Below are 17,375 nucleotides of genomic sequence, written 5' to 3'. Positions count from 1 at the left end.
TACTGTCATATTAAGACATGTTAAGAGTCGCGCGCACCGGACCGCTGCGACCTTATAGCGGAGGGTTAAGCACATGGCGGATCTACCAAGCACGGCACGGGTTGTGATCATCGGGGGCGGGGCCGTGGGCACATCGACCCTGTACCATCTGGCGATGGGCGGTTGGACCGATTGTGTCTTGCTGGAAAAGAATGAGTTGACCGCCGGGTCCACCTGGCACGCTGCGGGCAATTGCCCGAATTTCTCGACCTCCTGGGCGGTGCTGAACATGCAGCGCTACTCGCTTGAGATGTATCGCGGGCTGGCCGACAAGGTCGATTACCCGATGAACTACCACGTGACCGGTGCGCTTCGCCTGGGCCATTCCAAAGAGCGCAGGCAGGAATTCGAACGCGTGATGGGCATGGCCCAGTACCAGGGCCTTGAGATGAACATGCTGACCATGGAAGAGACGAAGGAGATGTATCCCTTCATCGAGACCCATGATCTGTCAGCCGTGCTTTGGGATCCGCTGGATGGCGATATCGACCCCGCGCAGCTGACCCAGGCCATGGCGAAAGGCGCGCGCGATCTGGGCGCGCAGATCCACCGCTTCACCCCCGCTACGGGTGTGCGCCGCGAAAACGGCGAATGGATCGTGGAGACCGAGAAGGGTGAGATCCGCTGCGAATACGTGGTGAATGCCGCTGGGTATTATGCGCAGCGCGTGGGTGAGTGGTTCAAACCCCATGGCGGGCGCACCGTGCCGATGGTGGTGATGTCCCACCAATACTTCCTGACCGAGGAAATCCCCGCGGTGAAGGAATGGACCGAAGCCAATGGCCGCAAGCTGCCGATGATCCGCGATGTCGATAGCTCTTACTACCTCCGGCAGGACAAGCACGGCCTGAACCTTGGCCCTTACGAGATGAATTGCAAGGCCCATTGGGTCACGCCCGACGATCCGATGCCCGAGGATTTCAGCTTCCAGCTTTACCCCGACGATCTGGACCGGCTGGAATGGTATATCGAAGACGCGATGGAGCGGGTGCCGCTTCTGGGTGAGGGCGGTGTGGGCCGCAACATCAACGGCCCGATCCCTTATGCGCCCGATGGTCTGCCGATGATCGGACCGATGCCGGGCGTTGAGAACGCATTCGAAGCGCATTCCTTTACCTTCGGAATTGTGCAAGCCGGGGGTGCGGGCAAGACGCTCAGCGAATGGATCATGCACGGCCAGACCGAATGGGACATGTGGGCCGTCGATCCGCGTCGCTACACCGACTACGCGGACCACGATTATTGCCTGGACAAGGCGCTGGAGACCTATGGCCACGAATACGGGATGCATTTCCCGTGGAAATCCTGGCCTGCCGGGCGCGACAAGAAATTGTCGCCCAACCACGCCAAGGTGTTGGAGCTGGGCGGCCAGATGGGCAGCTTCGGCGGCTGGGAACGCGCGAACTACTTCGCGAAAGACGGCGACGATACCTCCATCGAGGCGACAGAAACCTGGGGCCGCGCCGGGCCTTGGGAACAACGGGTGCGCGAGGAATGCGAAGCGGTGCGCGACGGCGTCGGCGTGCTGGATCTGCCGGGCTTTAGCCGGTTTGAGTTGTCCGGCGAGGGCGCGGCGGAATGGCTGCGTGGTCGCATTGCAGGCGCGCTGCCCAAGATTGGCCGCATGAACCTGGGCTATTTCCCCGACACACGCGGCCGCATTCTGACCGAGATGTCGCTGATCCGGAAAGGTGAAGATGAGTTCACGCTGATCACTGCGGCCCCTGCGCAATGGCATGATTACGAGGTGCTGTGGCGCGATGGCCTGCCCGATGGTGTCAGTCTGACCGACCATACGACCGACGTGACCACGCTGATCGTGACCGGCCCGAAGGCCCGCGATTTGATGGAGAAGATCGGCACCGACGCGGATTTGTCCCTGGGCTGGCTGACCCATCAGGATGCGACGGTTGCGGGCCATCCCGCGCGCCTTTTCCGGGTGTCCTTCGCAGGCGAGCTTGGCTGGGAAATCCACGCGCCTTTCGACGTGATGCCCATGATCTACGAGGCTGTGCTGGCCGCAGGCGCCACGCCGTTTGGGATGTTCGCCTTGAACGCGCTCCGCATCGAAAAGGGCTACCGCGCGTGGAAGGGTGATCTCAGCACCGATTACACGCTGCTGGAAGGCGGGATGGAGCGGTTCATCAAGTTCGACAAGCCGCAGGATTTCCCCGGAAAGGCGGCGCTTCTGTCCGAAAAACAGCGCGGCGTGCAGAAGCGCTTCGTGACACTGAAGGTCGATGCCGGCGATGCCGATGCGCCTTACATGTCGACCATCACCAGGGACGGCACCGTTGTCGGCGAAACCACCTCGGGCGCCTGGGGTTACCGCGTGGGCCATTCCGTGGCGCTGGCCATGGTCCGCTCCGATTGCGCTGAGCCGGGCACCGAGTTGGACGTCAATATCTATGGCGAGGTCTGCAAGGCCACCGTCCAACCCGATGCCCCGCTTTGGGATCCTGCAAACGAACGGATCCGCGCGTGACATCGGCGCCCTTGTTCCGGGCGCAGCTATCTGGACGGGCCGAGATTGATCTGGAGATCCGGCGCGCTGAGATCGGTTTGTTTCGGAACGAGGGTGCGACATTTACCGCCGGGATCTGGCTGGAGGCCACGCAGCCCGGCATGACGTTGGACGACCGCGGCGACAAAAACTGGGATGCACCCGTCGCGCTCGACCTTAATCTCGGCGAGATCGGCACACCTGATGCCTCAGGGGCATTCGCCCCCAAACGCCGCGAGCAAGCGGTGTCGCCGACCCCTGACGACGGGTTTTTCTATTATTGGGATCATACGGCCTTCGTAGCGCTCGATTGGCACCTGACGACGTCGGGTGCGGGTCAGTTCCATATCAATATGACCTGCAAAAGTGCCGAAGGACACAGCGTAACCTGTGCCACCGAGATGCGGGGTATGACCGTGCATTTGGCACATTTCACCCCCACGGATCGGGCCCTTTTGCCGGTGCTGTTTGCGCGATCCGTCGAAGAGATCAAGGTCAAGCGACAAAGCAGTGGTGCTTTGTTGGCGCGCTGGCCGGAGCCTCCTAGGTGAGCGCGGTCACCCTTCTTGATGGCGGCATGGGCCAAGAGCTCGTCGCGCGATCCGGTTTGCCGCCGACGCCGCTCTGGTCCACGGATGTGATGCGCCAACAGCCACAATTGGTGCGCGAGATCCATGCGGATTTTTTCGCCGCCGGGGCGCAGATTGCCACGACCAACACCTATGCGATCCACCGTGATCGGCTGGTGCGCGCGAGGCTGGAGGATCAATTCGAGGCGCTGCACCATTTGGCCATCGACCAAGCCATCGCCGCGCGGGAGGCGTTTGGATCGGGCCGTGTCGCCGGGGCGATTGGCCCCCTCGGCGCGTCCTATCGCGCCGATGTGCACCCGGACCATATTGCAGCCGTCGCGCTTTATGCCGAGGTCGCGGCAATCCTCGCCCCGCGTTGCGATCTGTTGATTGCCGAGACCATCGCCTCGGTTGCGCAAACGCGATCCCTGGTCGAGGCCGTGCTGCCGTTGAACCTGCCGGTCTGGTTCGCCTTCACCGTCGATGACACCGACGGTTCCCGCTTGCGCTCGGGCGAGCCTTTGGCCGAGGCCGTGGCGATCTCAGACGGGGCAACGGCTGTGCTGGCCAATTGTTCCGCGCCCGAGGCGATGCCCGCGGCGCTTGAGGTTTTGGGCCGTGGCCGTGCGCCGTTCGGGGCTTATGCCAACGCCTTCACGCAGATCACCAATGATTTTCTCGCCGACGCCTCCACCGTCGATGCGCTGAGCGCGCGCCGCGATATGGGGCCGCAGATCTATGCCGACCATGTCGCCCGATGGATCGCCCAAGGCGCCACCATTGTCGGTGGCTGTTGCGAGGTCGGTCCCGCCCATATCGCCGCCATTGCCGCCCAATTGAAGGAGGCCGCATGACCGACCTGAAACGCCCCCTGCGCCCGCCCGATTGGTTCGATACGCATCGGGGCCATGTCCGCCCTGATCTGGCGACGGCCCGCGCCGCCTATGAAGTGGCGCTGGGCCAAGTGCCCCGTTGGGCGCATATCGCCCTGCATGCCCGGAATTGGTTGGTCCGACGGGCAGGGCTAAAAACACCCGATATGGGCCAGGGCATGGCGGATTTGCCCGTCGTGGCCGAGACCGACAGCCGCTATGAGCTGGGCCTTGAAGACCGCCATCTAACCTTCACCATCGAAACTCGCCACACCGACGGCATGGCCGAGGTGACCACGCGGATCTGGTTCAATCATTGGACCGGGCGTGTCTATCTGGCGCTGGTTCTGATCCCCCACAAATTGATTTTGCGCAGCGCGCTCAGGAGGTTGGCATGAGCACGATATCACGACACCAGAAGTTCGCGGATCTGCACGGGGCAGGGTGCTTTGTGATGCCCAATCCGTGGGATATGGGCAGCGCGCGGATGATGACGGCGATGGGGGCGGTGGCGCTGGCCACGACCTCAGCGGGTCACGCGTTCACGATGGGGCGGCCCGATCTGGGGCAATTGACCCGGGACGAGGCGCTGGATCACGCGGCCCAGATCGTATCGGCGACGCATCTGCCGGTCTCGGGTGATCTGGAAAACGGCTTTGGCGATGCGCCAGAGGAGGTGGCGCTGACCATCCGCATGGCGGCCGAGGCCGGACTGTCGGGCTGCGGGATCGAAGACATGTCCTACAGCGACGGGGTTTCGCCCTATCCGTTCGAACTGGCGGTGGAGCGGATCCGCGCCGCGGTCGATGCCGTCCGGGGTCTGGGTCGGCCCTTCGTGCTGACCGCGCGGGCCGATGGGGTGATGAATGGTGTCTACGATTTGGCCGAAGGTATTCGCCGATTGCAGGCGTTTGAGGCTGCCGGGGCAGGATGCCTCTATCTGCCCGTCCCGCCGGGCCAGGCGGAACTCGCCCAGGTTTTGTCCAGCGTCGCCGCGCCCGTCAATGCGCTGGCCGCGGGCCGGTTGCGGGATCTGCGCGTCGCGGATCTGGCTGCGATGGGCGTGCGCCGGATCTCTGCCGGCAGCCAAATCGCGCGGGTGACCCATGCTGCTTTGCGCGACGCGGTCGAGGCTGTGATGGCCGGTGATCTTGGCGCTTTGAAGGCGGCGGCACCAGGCGATGAGATCGATAACCTACTGAAGTTGGGAGGCTTTGATGGTTGACATGATAGAACGCAAGGGCCGCCGCGGCGGCGGACGTGCGGCGCGGGTTGCGGCGCGCGCGGCAAAGCTGCCCGATGAGTTGCGCCCGATCCGACCGGGGATGGAGGGCGGCAGCCTGCGTGTTTTGAGCGAGGCGCAGATCGTCCAGATCCACAATGCCGCGTTGGAGGCCCTGGAGACGATTGGCCTGGCCGATGCGCCGCAATCGGGGATCGAGTTGATGGTGGGTGTTGGCGCGATCCTGGGTGAGGACAGACGCCTGCGCTTTCCGCGCCAGGTGGTGGAAACCGCGCTGGGCCAGGCCGCACGCGATATCACCTTGATGGCGCGTGATCCGGAACACGACCTTCATCTGTCGGGCACAAAGGTGCATTTCGGCACGGCGGGTGCTGCGGTGAATATCGTTGATGTGGTCACAAACACCTATCGCCACTCGATCACGCAAGACCTCTATGATGCGGCGCGGATCACGCAGGAAATGGAGAATGTGCATTTCTTCCAGCGCCCGATGGTCTGCCGCGACATCGAAGACAATCTGGACCTGGATCTGAACACGATCTTTGCCTCGGTTGCGGGCACCACCAAGCATATCGGCACGTCCTTTGCCGATCCGTCCCATGTCGCCCCGTGTCTGGTATTGATCCATAGGCTGGCGGGGGGTGAGGCGGCCTGGCGCGCGCGGCCTTTCATCTCGAACACCAATTGCTTCGTCGTGCCGCCGATGAAATTTGCGACCGAAAGCTGCGAGGTGATGGAGGCCTGTATTCGCGCGGGCATGCCGGTGCTGCTGCTCTCAGCGGGGATGGCGGGCGCGACCGCGCCGTCCACCATTGCGGGTGCGCTGGTGCAATCCACGGCGGAATGCCTGGCGGGTCTGGTCTATGTGAATGCCATCGCACCGGGCCATCCAGCGGTGTTCGGTACCTGGCCCTTCAATCTGGATCTGCGCACCGGTGCGATGTCCATCGGCTCAGGCGAGCAGGCCTTGCTGAGCGCCGCCTGCGCGCAGATGCACCAATTCTATGGGCTGCCGGGCGGGGCGGCCGGTGGCGCCTCGGACGCGAAGATGCCGGATATGCAGGCGGGATGGGAACAGATGTGTTCCAACGTGATGGCGGGGCTATCGGGGTTGAACATGGTCTATGAGGCGGCGGGGATGCATGCCTCGCTTTTGGGGTTCTCGATGGAAAGTCTGATCCTGGCCGATGATCTGATCGGCCAGGCCATGCGGTGCGTGCGCGGCATCGAGGTGACCGAAGAGTCATTGGCGTTGGATCAAATGGCCGAAGTCTGTCTTGGCGGGTCTGGCCATTATCTGGGAACCGATAAGACACTGGCCTTGATGGAGTCGGATTTCGTCTACCCCAAACTCGGCAATCGGATGAGCCCGAAGGAATGGGAACAGGCGGAAAAGCCCGACTTGATGGCCAGCGCGATTGCCCGAAAAGAGGCGATCTTGGCCTCGACCGGCTCCTTGATCGCGCCGGATCTCGAAGCCGAAATACGCGAAAACTATCGCGTCTATTTCACCAGTTGAGCGTTCATGTGCCTTCCGGCGGAGCCCCCGCCACCCCACCCACCCACCCGTGGCGCGGCGCTCTGCCGGAAGGCACGTGAACGGGTATGCTTGACGGGGCGCGCTTGCCGGAGTGTGATCGAGCGATGTGGATCGATGGACTTCAATATTGCAACTGGTCGCGCGGCATTTTTGAACAGATGCGCGCGGGCGGCGTGGATGCCGTGCACGTCACCATAGCGTATCATGAGATGTTTCGCGAAACCGTGCTACAGATCGAACGCTGGAACCGGTACTTTGAAGACCATAGCGATCTGATTTGCCACGCCAAAACCGCCGCAGATATAGGCGAGGCCAAGGCGGCGGGGCGAACGGCGATTGTGTTTGGCGCGCAGAACCCGTCGCCCATGGAGGACGATATCGGCTTGATCGAGATCCTGCATACGCTTGGCCTGCGCTTCATGCAGTTGACTTATAACAACCAATCCCTGCTGGCGACCGGCTGTTACGAGGCCGAGGATCCCGGCCTGACGCGGATGGGTCGTGAGGTGATTGCTGAGATGAACCGGGTGGGGATGGTTGTCGATATGAGCCATTCCGCCGACCGCTCCACCATCGACGCGGCGGAGCATTCCGTGCGGCCCATCGCGATCACCCATGCCAATCCCCATGTCTGGCACGCGGCGCGGCGCAACAAAGCCCCCGAGGTCATCGATGCGGTCGTGTCCGGTGGCGGTATGATGGGCTTTTCGCTCTACCCGCATCATCTGGCGGGCGGCTCGGATTGCACGCTCGACAGCTTTTGCGGGATGGTAGCTGATATGGTGGAGACCCACGGGCTGGCGCATTTCGGGATTGGAAGCGACCTGTGCCAGGATCAACCGGACAGCGTGGTGGAATGGATGCGGGTCGGGCGCTGGACCAAGCGCATTGATTATGGCGAAGGCTCTGCCGCAGCCCCGGGCTTTCCGCCGCAGCCCGATTGGTTCCGCTCCAACGCGGATTTCCCTCGACTGGCTGAAGGCTTGCGCGCGGTCGGATTTGACGCGACCGGCGTGGCCGCGCTGATGGGGGGCAATTGGTTGGACTTCTTCGATAAGAATTTTGGGCCGGCGACATGAAGGATACCGCCGCCCCCGATATCCCGATGCGCGATCCGCAGGTGGTGATGCGCCTTGCACGGATGGGATCGTTTCATCAATCGCGCCTGTCCTTCATGCGCATCCTGCTACGCCGCATGAAGGCGGAGGCCTGGAGCTTTGCGTGCAATGCCTGGCAGATCGATGCGCAGGGTATGGGCCATGCCGTCTACACCGCAAAAGGCCCTGAACGCAGCTATTCCCTGGTTGCCTTTGCCCATGATCTGCCCCCCGATCAGCGCAGTGACCGGGTGATCGCAACCGCCTGGGACGCGACCTTCACGCTGTATGATGGTGTGCCGGATGCGACTGAGATCGCCCGCCTTCGCGCCAATGTGCCCCTGCAGGAGGCGGGCCGGATCACCGAACGCGAGCTGACGCTCAGCCGTGCCAACCGCTCTGTCCGGATGTGGGATCAGGTGGTGCAGGCGTTGGCTGCGGGGCGGCAACCCGACCATGCGCAGGTCGATGAGGTCGGCTATCTGATGCGTACCACGGCGGTCTATGGTTCGGCGAAGTTCGGTGCTGCAGATCGCGCTATGATCGCCGACCGGCCCGAGATGGCCGCGCCGTTTCAGGCTGAGATGCTGAGTGTCTACCTGATCCGGGCTTTCGTTATGGATTTGGTGGAGCATATGGCGCGAGCGCTTAACCCCGAAGCCCCGCGGCTGAGCCCCGATCTGCGCCGCCGCTTCGGGATCGGGAATTCGACCGGGCTTGGTATGGCGCCGTTCTTGATGAACCACCCGCGGCTGATCCACAATTGGATCGCAGCGCGGGAATGGGCGCTGGCGCAGGTCCGGGCATTGCCCGTTGCCTCCGAGGCTGAGATCACGTGCTTCCGGGATGTTGCGGCGCGCGCGGCGGTGAATGCCACCGACTGGGGGTCGGACCATCCGATCCAGCGAGCGAAATTGGCGGATCTACGGGCTGATATGGCGGCGCTGCTGACCCAGTTGGAGGCCACTGATTTGAGGGCAGCGCGCCCTTGGGATCGGCTTTGGTGCTGGGGTGCAGCGCATCTGAGCGTCGAGGGTCAGGAGCAACTCGCCGCGTTGCTGCTGGAACCCTATGGCGGGATCGTGGACCAGGCCGCCGATTGGATGGCCGCCGATGAAACACCCCATAAGATCGACGGCGCGATGGATGTCGCAGACCTCCGCACCCTGATCCAGCGCATTCACCCAGATGCGCTAAGCACGGATTGGACCACGCCAGAAGCCCAAGCGCGGGTCTGGTATGTCTCTGCCGAGAAGCTCGAACCGCGCTTGGGGGAGCGGGCCGAGGAGGATCTGGACGCGTATGCCCAGCCGCTCTGCCCGGCCCGCGATGCGGCGCAGCTTTACGAGGCGCTTAGGGAGGAAACCGGCCCCGTCGCGGCGTTTCTGCTGCACCACCCGGGCCATCGCCACAGCGTGCGCCGCCTGCAAATGGCCGCTACCCATCCCTATGCCGAGATCCGCGACAACACCCTGCATGCCGATATGGCGCCGATAGACCTGCTGCGCGCCAAGCTTAGCTTTTTCGGAACTACGCGGTTTGATCCCCGGTCGGATCGATGGCTGCGCATCACCATGTTCCAGAACGCGCCGTTTCCCGACGAATTGGCCACCGCCGACCCAGATGATTGGAGCTATCCGGCGCCATGAGCCTGGATTGGTCCTTGGGGGAGGTCGAAGCGCTTTCTGCCAAAGCCGCGCGCGGGGCGGGACGGGCCTACGGGGTGGCGCAAGAGGCGGGCTATGCCACCGCTTGGCTCTGTGCACGCGGTTATGACGGGGCAGGGGCCATGGCGGCGTTGCTGCGTGCAACCGAGGGTGTCGCCCATACCGATCTGGGTCCAGAGGTTGCCGGGCCGCTCTGCCCGCTTGTGCTAGGCTGTTTTCTATCGGATGGCGGCGCTTGGCGGGATTGGGCGCGGCCGATCCACGTGCCTCTGATCCTGGCGCCCTTTGTCATCCCTGCGCAGTCGGCGATCATCTTGCAAGCGGGTCAAGCGGGTCTGAAGCTGAGCGCACAGGGCGCATTGATCGGCGCCGATCCCGGATCCGATCCCGTGGAGGTACAGATCTCGTCCTGCGCGCCCTTCGATCCGCAGCCATTGCGCAGCCGCGCCGGGGTCACCCCGGCGGCGCGTGATGCTTTGATGGCGCTGGCCGAGCGCACCTATGCGCCCGCCACAGCGGCAAGCCGCGCCAAAGGGGCAGGCGATGGCGGATCTGCACCACACGCCGACGTGAGCCCGCGAACCGATTAGCTTCCGGTTTCCCGCCACTCGCGCGATGCAGCAAAATCCTTCAAGTTGGCCCGGAGTGTGCTACCAATCGAGCAATGGACCCGTCACCTTGCCGCAAACGGGCCAAACCGACCGCAGAATTTGGGCACGACCCCAAACGCCGTGCCCGCGACGACCAAAAGAGGATGCCCATGGCCAAGAAACCGATCCTGACCGATGATGAGTTGGACGGCGGCTTGCCTGACACTCAGCCTCAGGCGCCCGCCGCCGGCGGCGATGGCGCCACACGGCCCCTGGATGTATCCCCGCCACCGCCCGCCTCGGTCACCCGGCCGTTGGACGCGCCCGCCCCGGACTTGCCGGGTCGCGACGCGTCGGGCCATGCGCGGCCCAAAACACGGATCCATGGCTATATCGCGCCTGAAGCAAGCGCTGCCGCGCCCGCCGCCGAGGTTGCGCCGACGGTCGGCTGGCTGGTCGTCGTTGCAGGCCCCGGCCGCGGCACTTCGGTCTCTCTGGTCTCGGGCATGAACTCCGTCGGGCGCGGTGCCGATTGTCTGGCCCGTGTGGATTTTGGCGATGATACGATCAGCTCTGAACCTCATGCCTTTGTCACCTATGATCACGAAACGCGGCTGTTCCACCTCTCTCATGGCGGCAAGACCAATATCGTGCGTCTGAACGATGCTCCGGTTCTAAGCGCCGAGACGCTCAACCATGGCGACACGATCCGCATCGGCGCGACCGCCATGCGCTTCGTGGCCTTGTGCGGCGCAGATTTCGATTGGTCCGACGCGTGAGCGCGACACAGACCACGGGCGCGGCAGCGGGCGGCTACGACGTGGCCACGGCGCTGTGGCAAGGCAAGCGCCCGTATCAGGAAGACACGCTGCTGGCCGATTTCCATGGTGGGATGGACCGCGGTTTTGCGATCCTTGCCGATGGGATGGGCGGGCACGCCGCCGGTGACCTTGCCTCGCGTCTGGTGGTAATCGATGCTGTCAGCCATTTGAAATTTCTGATGCATGATGGTCCTGCGTTGGAAAAGAACCTTCAGCACGAGCTGAAGATGGCGATTGAAACCGCCAATGACATCCTGAAAGACCGCGCCGCCGAAGACAGCCGCCTGCAGGGTATGGGCGCCACACTCTTGGCTACGGTGATGTTCGAAGACCGGCTCTATTGGGCCTCGGTCGGGGACAGCCCCCTTTACTTGTGGCGCGAGGGGAAACTGCGCCAGCTCAACGAAGACCATTCCATGGCGCCGATCATCGATCAGATGGCCAAATCGGGTGAGATTTCCGCAGAAGAGGCCGAAAACCATCCTGATCGCAATGCGCTGACCTCGGTTCTGATGGGCCGCTTTATTAAATCCATGGATGTGCCCAAGACCGCCACGGTGCTCGACCCCGGCGATGTGCTGATCCAGGCCTCGGACGGGCTGCAGTATTTGGATGACGGCGCAATTGTGGACATCTTGAAGGGGCTCGGTGCCGGCGCCAGCAGCCGCCAGATCGCCGATGCGCTGATGGGCGCGTTGCACGATCTGGACGATCCGTCCCAGGACAATACCGCGATCCTGGTGCTGCAACTGACCGACGGTTTCGGGGGCGGCGGTGCCCAAATGCGTGTGGCAACGACCACCAGCACGACCACAACGGTATCCTCGGCCATCGAACGCGCGGTCGAACATGTCCACTCCTCCACGCCGAAAAACGAGAGCGCAGAAGCGGCGCCATCCGCCGCTGCGCCGTCGCCGGATCCCGATGACGCGGAGCGATCCGGCTTGTCGAAAATTCTGGTGCCAGCAGCCCTTCTCGGCGGGGCGGCACTGGCTTTGGGGCTGTATTTCAGCCAGCCGAGCGAACCCGATGTGACCGCATCCAACCCCGACACGATTGCGCCCGCACCGACAGATGCGGCGAATACGATCCGTCTTGACGGGACAGAGCCGCAGATGAGCGCCGAGGATGTCGCCGCCGATCTGCTTGGAACGTCTGAGGCCGATCCCGAGGTGGACCCGGAGAATGCGACACCGGAGGTGGACCTCTCCGCTGAGCCCAATACCGCGCCGATATCTGACCCGCAGACGCCCGAGGCCGGGCCCCCCGCGCCAAGCGAGCCCGCGACACCGCAGGACATGGCGGATACCGCGCCGGGTGCGGAGCCTGAGAACGGCGAGGCGGTTGAGGTGGAAACGCTGCCCGAGCCGCAATCGGGTGGCGGCTTGGGTGCCGCGGTGTTCGATGGGCGTGCTCAAAGCGGCGATGGCCCAAGTGTCGGCACCGAATTGACGCCAAATCCCGTGCCTGCCCCGGCGCAAGCCCCTGCGCCAACACCCGCACCTGCCGCACCAATTCCGGCCCCCGCGACGCCGACCCCGGTCCCCACACCCGTGCCAGCGCCAAATCCGACGCCCACGCCAGCACCCGTACCTGCTCCGACGCCAGCCCCGGCCCCCACACCAACGCCTGTTCCGGCGCCGGCCCCCAGCCAGGCGCCAAGCCCTGCACCAACTCAAATCGCACCCGGTCTGGCGCCGCTTCGCGAGGGGCTCGACGCTCCCGTTGCACCTGCGCCCGCGCCTCTGGGGCCGACCATTGACGAAACCCGCACCACGCCTGCGCCGCCGCCCATCGGCCAATATGCGCCGCGCCCGCGCTTGGATGTGGGCCTGCTCTGCAATGAGAACGGATGCCGCCCGGTGACCATACGGCGCGATCCGCTGCACAGTCCGCCACCCAATCCAAAGCCTTTAGATTAAAGCCATAAAAGACACGACGGGGAACGTTTATATGACAGAAGATGTTGAGATCTCGATCCGTGATGCGGGGACCGGTGCCGTGCTGTTGCAGACCGAGACCTTACGCCTTCCGGTGGAGATTGGCCGGTTCGGGGCCGACAATGTCGGACGGATCAGTGCGGGTGACGGGCGCGTGGTGCATTTCGGCGAAGGGTTTGGCACGCTGTCGCGGCAACATCTGTCGGTGATACGGGGGCCGGATGGCCAATTGATCGTCACCGATACCTCGTCGAACGGGGTGGCCACCATCGGGTCGGCAGGCGCACAGCCGGTGCCGATGGGGCGCGGTGGCACCGCGCGTCTGGCGGCAGGGGCCGTGCGCGCGTTCGAAACGGTCGGCCTGCGGATCTCGATCTGTGCCCCGAAACAGGCGCGTGTGGACGGCATCGGTCAACCCCTGCACCTGGTCTATGACAGCTCATCGACCGGGCGGCTGAAGGCGCTCGATCTCGACGGCGTCTCCATCGCGTTGGTCACCAGCGGGGCAGAGGTTCTGATGCGCCGCCGCCTCGGTCGAGCGGCAGAAGCTTTGCAGGCGGTCCGCGATGAAGGGGCCACATGCCTCGTCATGATCGGCCCTGATGGCGCGGGGGGCATCACCGCGATTTGCGGCGCGCCCGACGAGGTGTGGCACAATCGGCGGATGATGGACAGCGACGAGGCGGTGGCGATGGATCATCTGGATACCGTGGAAATCCGTGGTCAGCTTCTGCGCATCATGTCGTCTGAAGATGGCAAGGGCCTCAGCTGCACCAATCCCGAATGCCGCCAGTTGAATCCGTATTTGCCGGGTGAGAATTGCCGCTATTGCGGTCAACGCTTGGGCGACGGCACGTCCTATTGGGTTCATTCGTAAGGGGTTAAAATGATTACATTTCCTGTCCGCTTCCGTGTCCGGCAGATTGGGATCGATGGCAATAATACGGGCCCTTCTCGGATCCTGTTATGCGAAGAGCCCGGCGCCTTCGTGATCGGCAAATCGTCCGAGGCAGACGTGCCCTTGGCGGGCGATGCGGTCAGCCGGACCCATCTGTCTTTGGTTCTGACAGCCGAGGATGTGCGGGTGTGTGACGAAGGCTCCACCAACGGGACCTATGTGAACGGCACGCGGGTGGACGAACAGCCGCTGGAGACCGGTGATCAGATCTCGATCCCCGGCTGGGTGCTGGAATTGCTCGCCCCCGCCGACAGCCCGGCCAGCGCCACGCGGATCGCCGGGGTGCAGGTCGATGAAAGCCTCGTCTCGCGTCTGGTCATGACCGATGACGACACCCCGCCGCCGCCGCGCCGCAGCTTTCCCGATGCGGAATTTGCGGGCAAAGAGGTGGTCGGGATCGAGGCGTTGCGCGGCTCGGGCCATCCGATCGAAGAGGTGAAGTTCGTTGCCGTGGGCGGTGGTTTGGGCAGCTTTGTCTGGGTCGATCACCTGCGTTGCTACGGCGTGGATACCGGCGATATCCGCGCCATCGGCACCGAGGAGGTCTGTTATCAGACCTATAAACGCTACTGCAAGAACAGCCAGATCCCCGACCATGAGCGCCTGCGGTCAAACTCGCTTAGCCGGCCCGACAATATCTGGGGCTTCCCCGGCTATGCGATGCGCGAGGTCGGCAAGGGCATTGGCGTGAAGGGCATTTTCCAGGTCTTTGGCGAGCCGACTCTGTCCGAAAGCTACACGCCGCGAGCCGGTGATGTCTTCGACAGCCTGGATATCGAAGCCAAACGCATCGGCTGGCGCGAGATGTTCCTGAAGGCCCAGGTGCTGGGTCTGCGCAAAACCTCGGATGGGCGCTATGCCGTCGCCTACAAGCTCTGGGGCGGCGAGGCGACCGGTCAGACACGCAACCGCTACCTGATCGCCGATGTCGTGCATCTGGCCACCGGCTATCCGGCCACGCGCTTTGTGGATGACTTCCAGACCTTCATCACCAACCATCCCGACAGCCGCGCGCAGGTCGCCAACGCCTATGAGCCCCATGACCAGATGTATGTCGAGGCCGAACGTCGCGGCGGCCCCGTTCAGGTGGTTGTGCGGGGCAGGGGGATCGTGGCCAGCCGGATCATTCAACGCCTGTTTGAGGCGCGCAAAAAGAATCCCGATATCCGCATTCTCCACTCCATGCGCTCGGCCATCGGTGTGCGCGACGGCGCGGTCTTCCGCAAGGCCCGGCGTCTGGTGCGCAACAATGTCGAGATCCAGCCGTTCAATTGGCCGAAAAGCTGTTGGGGCGGCGATCTGCGCGTCGAGTACGAGAATGCGGGCGAAGAGGCGCGTGGCGTGATGCTCAGCCAATTGGGCGGCACCACAACCGCCGAACGCTCCGATTGGATCGCCATTGCCGAACGCGGCGCGGAAGAAGGATGGTACGAGCCGATTTACGGGAACATCTCGGGCCTTGACCCGATCGAAGGTGACCCGCCCGGCGTGAAGGTGACCATCGCTACGACCGACGGCAATGATGTGGTGCTGAATGGCGATTATCTGATCGATTGCACTGGGCTGATCGCCGATATCCGGCGCTCTCCGTTCCTGGCCGATCTGCTCGATATCTACCATCTGCCGCGCAACCACGCCTATCGCGTGACCAACGGCACGGCGAGCCAAGGTGGGCCGACCGGCCTGCGCTGCACCAATGATTTTGAGATCGAGGGGCTGCGGAATGGCAATGGCCGCGTCTATGCGGCGGGCACGATCACCACGGGCGGGCCCTATCTGGCCGTCGATAGTTTCCTCGGCCTGCAATATTCCGCGATCCGCGCCGTCGATCACAAAGTGACCGAAGGCCTCCACAAGGTCCCGAATCTCGGCCCGCTGCGGTCGCTGGCCGGGTGGACCAAGTGGATGGTCGGCGCACGGCCTTGAGCGAAGGAGTTTTCCAATGATCCCCACTCTCGCTGGCCGCATCCAGACGCGCCTGTTGTTGTTCCTGATCATCGGCCTGCCAATCACGCTGATCTATGGTTATGCCATTGCCGGTTGGATCTGGGATTGGCGCACGATCCAGATCTTCGTCTGGTTTCTCTGCACGATTACCGGGCTCGGCCTGTTGCTCGACCCGGTTTATATCTTCATCCAGACCACCCGATGGGACCGCGATTGGCCCTTTGCCTACCAATTCTTCTTTTCCTGGGTGGAATTCGGCATCGTGTTCTTTGTCGCCCGCGCAGGGCTGATCCCCTATCTGCCGGATTTCGCCTTCCAGGGCGGTGGTGGGCTGCGCATCGCGGGTGTGCATTTCCTGCTGGTCTTCATCCCGTCCTTCTTGGCGCTGCTCGGGCCGTTGCAAGCGATATTCGTGCGCTGGCGGTTCAAGGGCGGCCAATTGGGGAAGATGTGAGCCCATGATCTCCGCGATGAAGCCTTTGCTGAAGGTGTGGATCCCGATCCATTTGGCCCTGCTGTTGGCCGCCTATCTGGCGCTGTTTTGGCAAAGTGCCCTGACGGCTGAGGTGTTGGCGGGGCTTTGGTTCTTCTTTCCGGTCGGCATCATGGGCGCGATTATTGCCAATGCGACCGGCACCGGTGGTGGCGTGGTCTTTGTGCCGGTCTTCGCGGCCCTGCAAGACGGCGGCATCATGATCCCGCCCGAGCTTTTGCAGATCGCCACGCTGAAGCCAGAGGAATCGGTGGCGGTGTCCTTCACCATCCAGTGTTTTGGCATGTCTATCGGGGCGCTGACTTGGGCACATGCGATCTTCGTGAAGGATAGCCTGGCCTGGGATGAAAAGGTCTCGTCCCAGACCCTGGCGGCGCTGACCTTTGCACCCCTGGCCACGGGCATCCCGGCGCTTTTGCTGACCCAGGCCTTTGTCGATGTCGAAGGCGATCAGCTGATTGTTTGGTTCAAATTCTTCTCCCTGGCGCTTGGCATCACGTTGTTGATCTTCACCTGGCTGCAACGCCGTCAGGCTGCCAAGGACCGCAAAGTTTGGGTTAGCCCCGGAGAGTTGTGGGTGCTGTTGGGCCTGGGCATCATCGGTGGTGCAGTCACGGCGTTGTTTTCCGTGGGCATCGGTGAGTTTCTAGCCATCTACCTGATCCTGCGCCGGTTTCCGACGAAGGTTGCCATCGCCGTGGCGGTGTGGGTCAGCGTGATTTGTGTGATCACCGGGTTTTGGGACGGGTATTTCGCCGGGCTGGTGCGCTTGGAGATTGCTCTGATCGCGGTGCCGGGGGCCATTGTGGGTGGGTTCCTGGCCAAAGGGATCGCGCAGGTGCTGGGCAGCTTGTGGCTCAAAACGCTTGCGTCGCTCTGGATTATCGCGTCGAGCGTGTATCTGTTGGCGACCTAGGGCCGGATTGGGGATGCCTGAGTCTAGAACGGTGTTATGCTGCTAAGGGCGGCGTCTGAAAACGCGCTTCAGCGGGTTAACAGCGGCGAAGCCGCCCCGCATCGCCGGGCCACCCCCTGGCACGGCGATTTGGCTGAACTTATGCACTGACGCGAGGTTTGGCGGATTTTGATCAAT

The 17,375-nt window shown here is 63.3% G+C and carries 15 protein-coding genes; all 15 read left to right on the top strand.

Features of this window, described 5'->3' with window-relative positions; translation table 11 throughout:
• Window positions 1–73 precede the first annotated feature (73 nt).
• The 15 genes from V8J82_RS01305 to V8J82_RS01235 all read left to right on the top strand — a co-directional run bounded on the left by V8J82_RS01305 (window position 74) and on the right by V8J82_RS01235 (window position 17,198).
• Window positions 74–2,524, top strand: coding sequence for a GcvT family protein (locus V8J82_RS01305; RefSeq protein WP_339971317.1), 2,451 nt, complete (start codon window positions 74–76; stop codon window positions 2,522–2,524).
• A complete protein-coding gene (locus V8J82_RS01300) occupies window positions 2,521–3,093 on the top strand; it encodes a hypothetical protein (RefSeq protein ID WP_339971315.1) in 573 nt (190 codons plus the stop codon). The genes V8J82_RS01305 and V8J82_RS01300 overlap by 4 nt, the downstream gene beginning before the upstream one ends.
• On the top strand, window positions 3,090–3,968 hold the full coding sequence (locus V8J82_RS01295; protein WP_339971313.1) for a homocysteine S-methyltransferase family protein: 879 nt from the start codon (window positions 3,090–3,092) through the stop codon (window positions 3,966–3,968). Before V8J82_RS01300 ends, V8J82_RS01295 begins: the two co-directional genes overlap by 4 nt.
• Window positions 3,965–4,384 carry a DUF2867 domain-containing protein gene (locus tag V8J82_RS01290; protein ID WP_339971311.1) on the top strand — a complete coding sequence of 140 codons (420 nt, stop codon included), beginning with the start codon at window positions 3,965–3,967 and terminating at the stop codon, window positions 4,382–4,384. Before V8J82_RS01295 ends, V8J82_RS01290 begins: the two co-directional genes overlap by 4 nt.
• The gene (locus V8J82_RS01285; RefSeq protein WP_339971309.1) at window positions 4,381–5,211 is read left to right on the top strand and encodes an isocitrate lyase/PEP mutase family protein; all 831 of its coding nucleotides are present in this window, start codon (window positions 4,381–4,383) and stop codon (window positions 5,209–5,211) included. The genes V8J82_RS01290 and V8J82_RS01285 overlap by 4 nt, the downstream gene beginning before the upstream one ends.
• A gap of 1 nt (window position 5,212) precedes the next feature.
• The gene (locus V8J82_RS01280; RefSeq protein WP_439650041.1) at window positions 5,213–6,748 is read left to right on the top strand and encodes a trimethylamine methyltransferase family protein; all 1,536 of its coding nucleotides are present in this window, start codon (window positions 5,213–5,215) and stop codon (window positions 6,746–6,748) included.
• Window positions 6,749–6,873: 125 nt separating this feature from the next.
• Window positions 6,874–7,848 (top strand): membrane dipeptidase, encoded by a 975-nt coding sequence (locus tag V8J82_RS01275; protein ID WP_339971305.1) that lies wholly within the window; start codon window positions 6,874–6,876, stop codon window positions 7,846–7,848.
• The gene (locus tag V8J82_RS01270; protein WP_339971303.1) at window positions 7,845–9,515 is read left to right on the top strand and encodes a hypothetical protein; all 1,671 of its coding nucleotides are present in this window, start codon (window positions 7,845–7,847) and stop codon (window positions 9,513–9,515) included. Before V8J82_RS01275 ends, V8J82_RS01270 begins: the two co-directional genes overlap by 4 nt.
• Complete coding sequence (locus V8J82_RS01265; RefSeq protein WP_339971301.1) at window positions 9,512–10,123, top strand: DUF3726 domain-containing protein; 612 nt, start codon at window positions 9,512–9,514, stop codon at window positions 10,121–10,123. The genes V8J82_RS01270 and V8J82_RS01265 overlap by 4 nt, the downstream gene beginning before the upstream one ends.
• A 170-nt stretch (window positions 10,124–10,293) precedes the next feature.
• Window positions 10,294–10,902: an FHA domain-containing protein gene (locus tag V8J82_RS01260; protein ID WP_339971299.1), complete on the top strand. Its 609-nt coding sequence runs from the start codon at window positions 10,294–10,296 to the stop codon at window positions 10,900–10,902.
• Entirely contained in the window at window positions 10,899–12,866 is a 1,968-nt protein-coding gene (locus V8J82_RS01255; RefSeq protein ID WP_339971296.1) for a PP2C family protein-serine/threonine phosphatase, read from the top strand. Before V8J82_RS01260 ends, V8J82_RS01255 begins: the two co-directional genes overlap by 4 nt.
• Before the next feature lie 31 nt (window positions 12,867–12,897).
• Window positions 12,898–13,761 carry a hypothetical protein gene (locus V8J82_RS01250; RefSeq protein WP_339971294.1) on the top strand — a complete coding sequence of 288 codons (864 nt, stop codon included), beginning with the start codon at window positions 12,898–12,900 and terminating at the stop codon, window positions 13,759–13,761.
• A 9-nt stretch (window positions 13,762–13,770) separates the two neighbouring features.
• Complete coding sequence (locus V8J82_RS01245) at window positions 13,771–15,768, top strand: FHA domain-containing protein (RefSeq protein WP_339971292.1); 1,998 nt, start codon at window positions 13,771–13,773, stop codon at window positions 15,766–15,768.
• 16 nt (window positions 15,769–15,784) lie between these two features.
• A complete protein-coding gene (locus V8J82_RS01240; protein WP_339971290.1) occupies window positions 15,785–16,243 on the top strand; it encodes a hypothetical protein in 459 nt (152 codons plus the stop codon).
• 4 nt (window positions 16,244–16,247) lie between these two features.
• Window positions 16,248–17,198, top strand: coding sequence for a TSUP family transporter (locus tag V8J82_RS01235; RefSeq protein WP_339971288.1), 951 nt, complete (start codon window positions 16,248–16,250; stop codon window positions 17,196–17,198).
• Window positions 17,199–17,375: the final 177 nt, after the last annotated feature.

The organism is Gymnodinialimonas mytili (assembly GCF_037544085.1).
Lineage (GTDB): Bacteria > Pseudomonadota > Alphaproteobacteria > Rhodobacterales > Rhodobacteraceae > Gymnodinialimonas > Gymnodinialimonas mytili.
The sequence above is the reverse complement of the archived record's forward strand: the minus strand, read 5'-3'. Positions and strand labels throughout refer to the sequence as shown.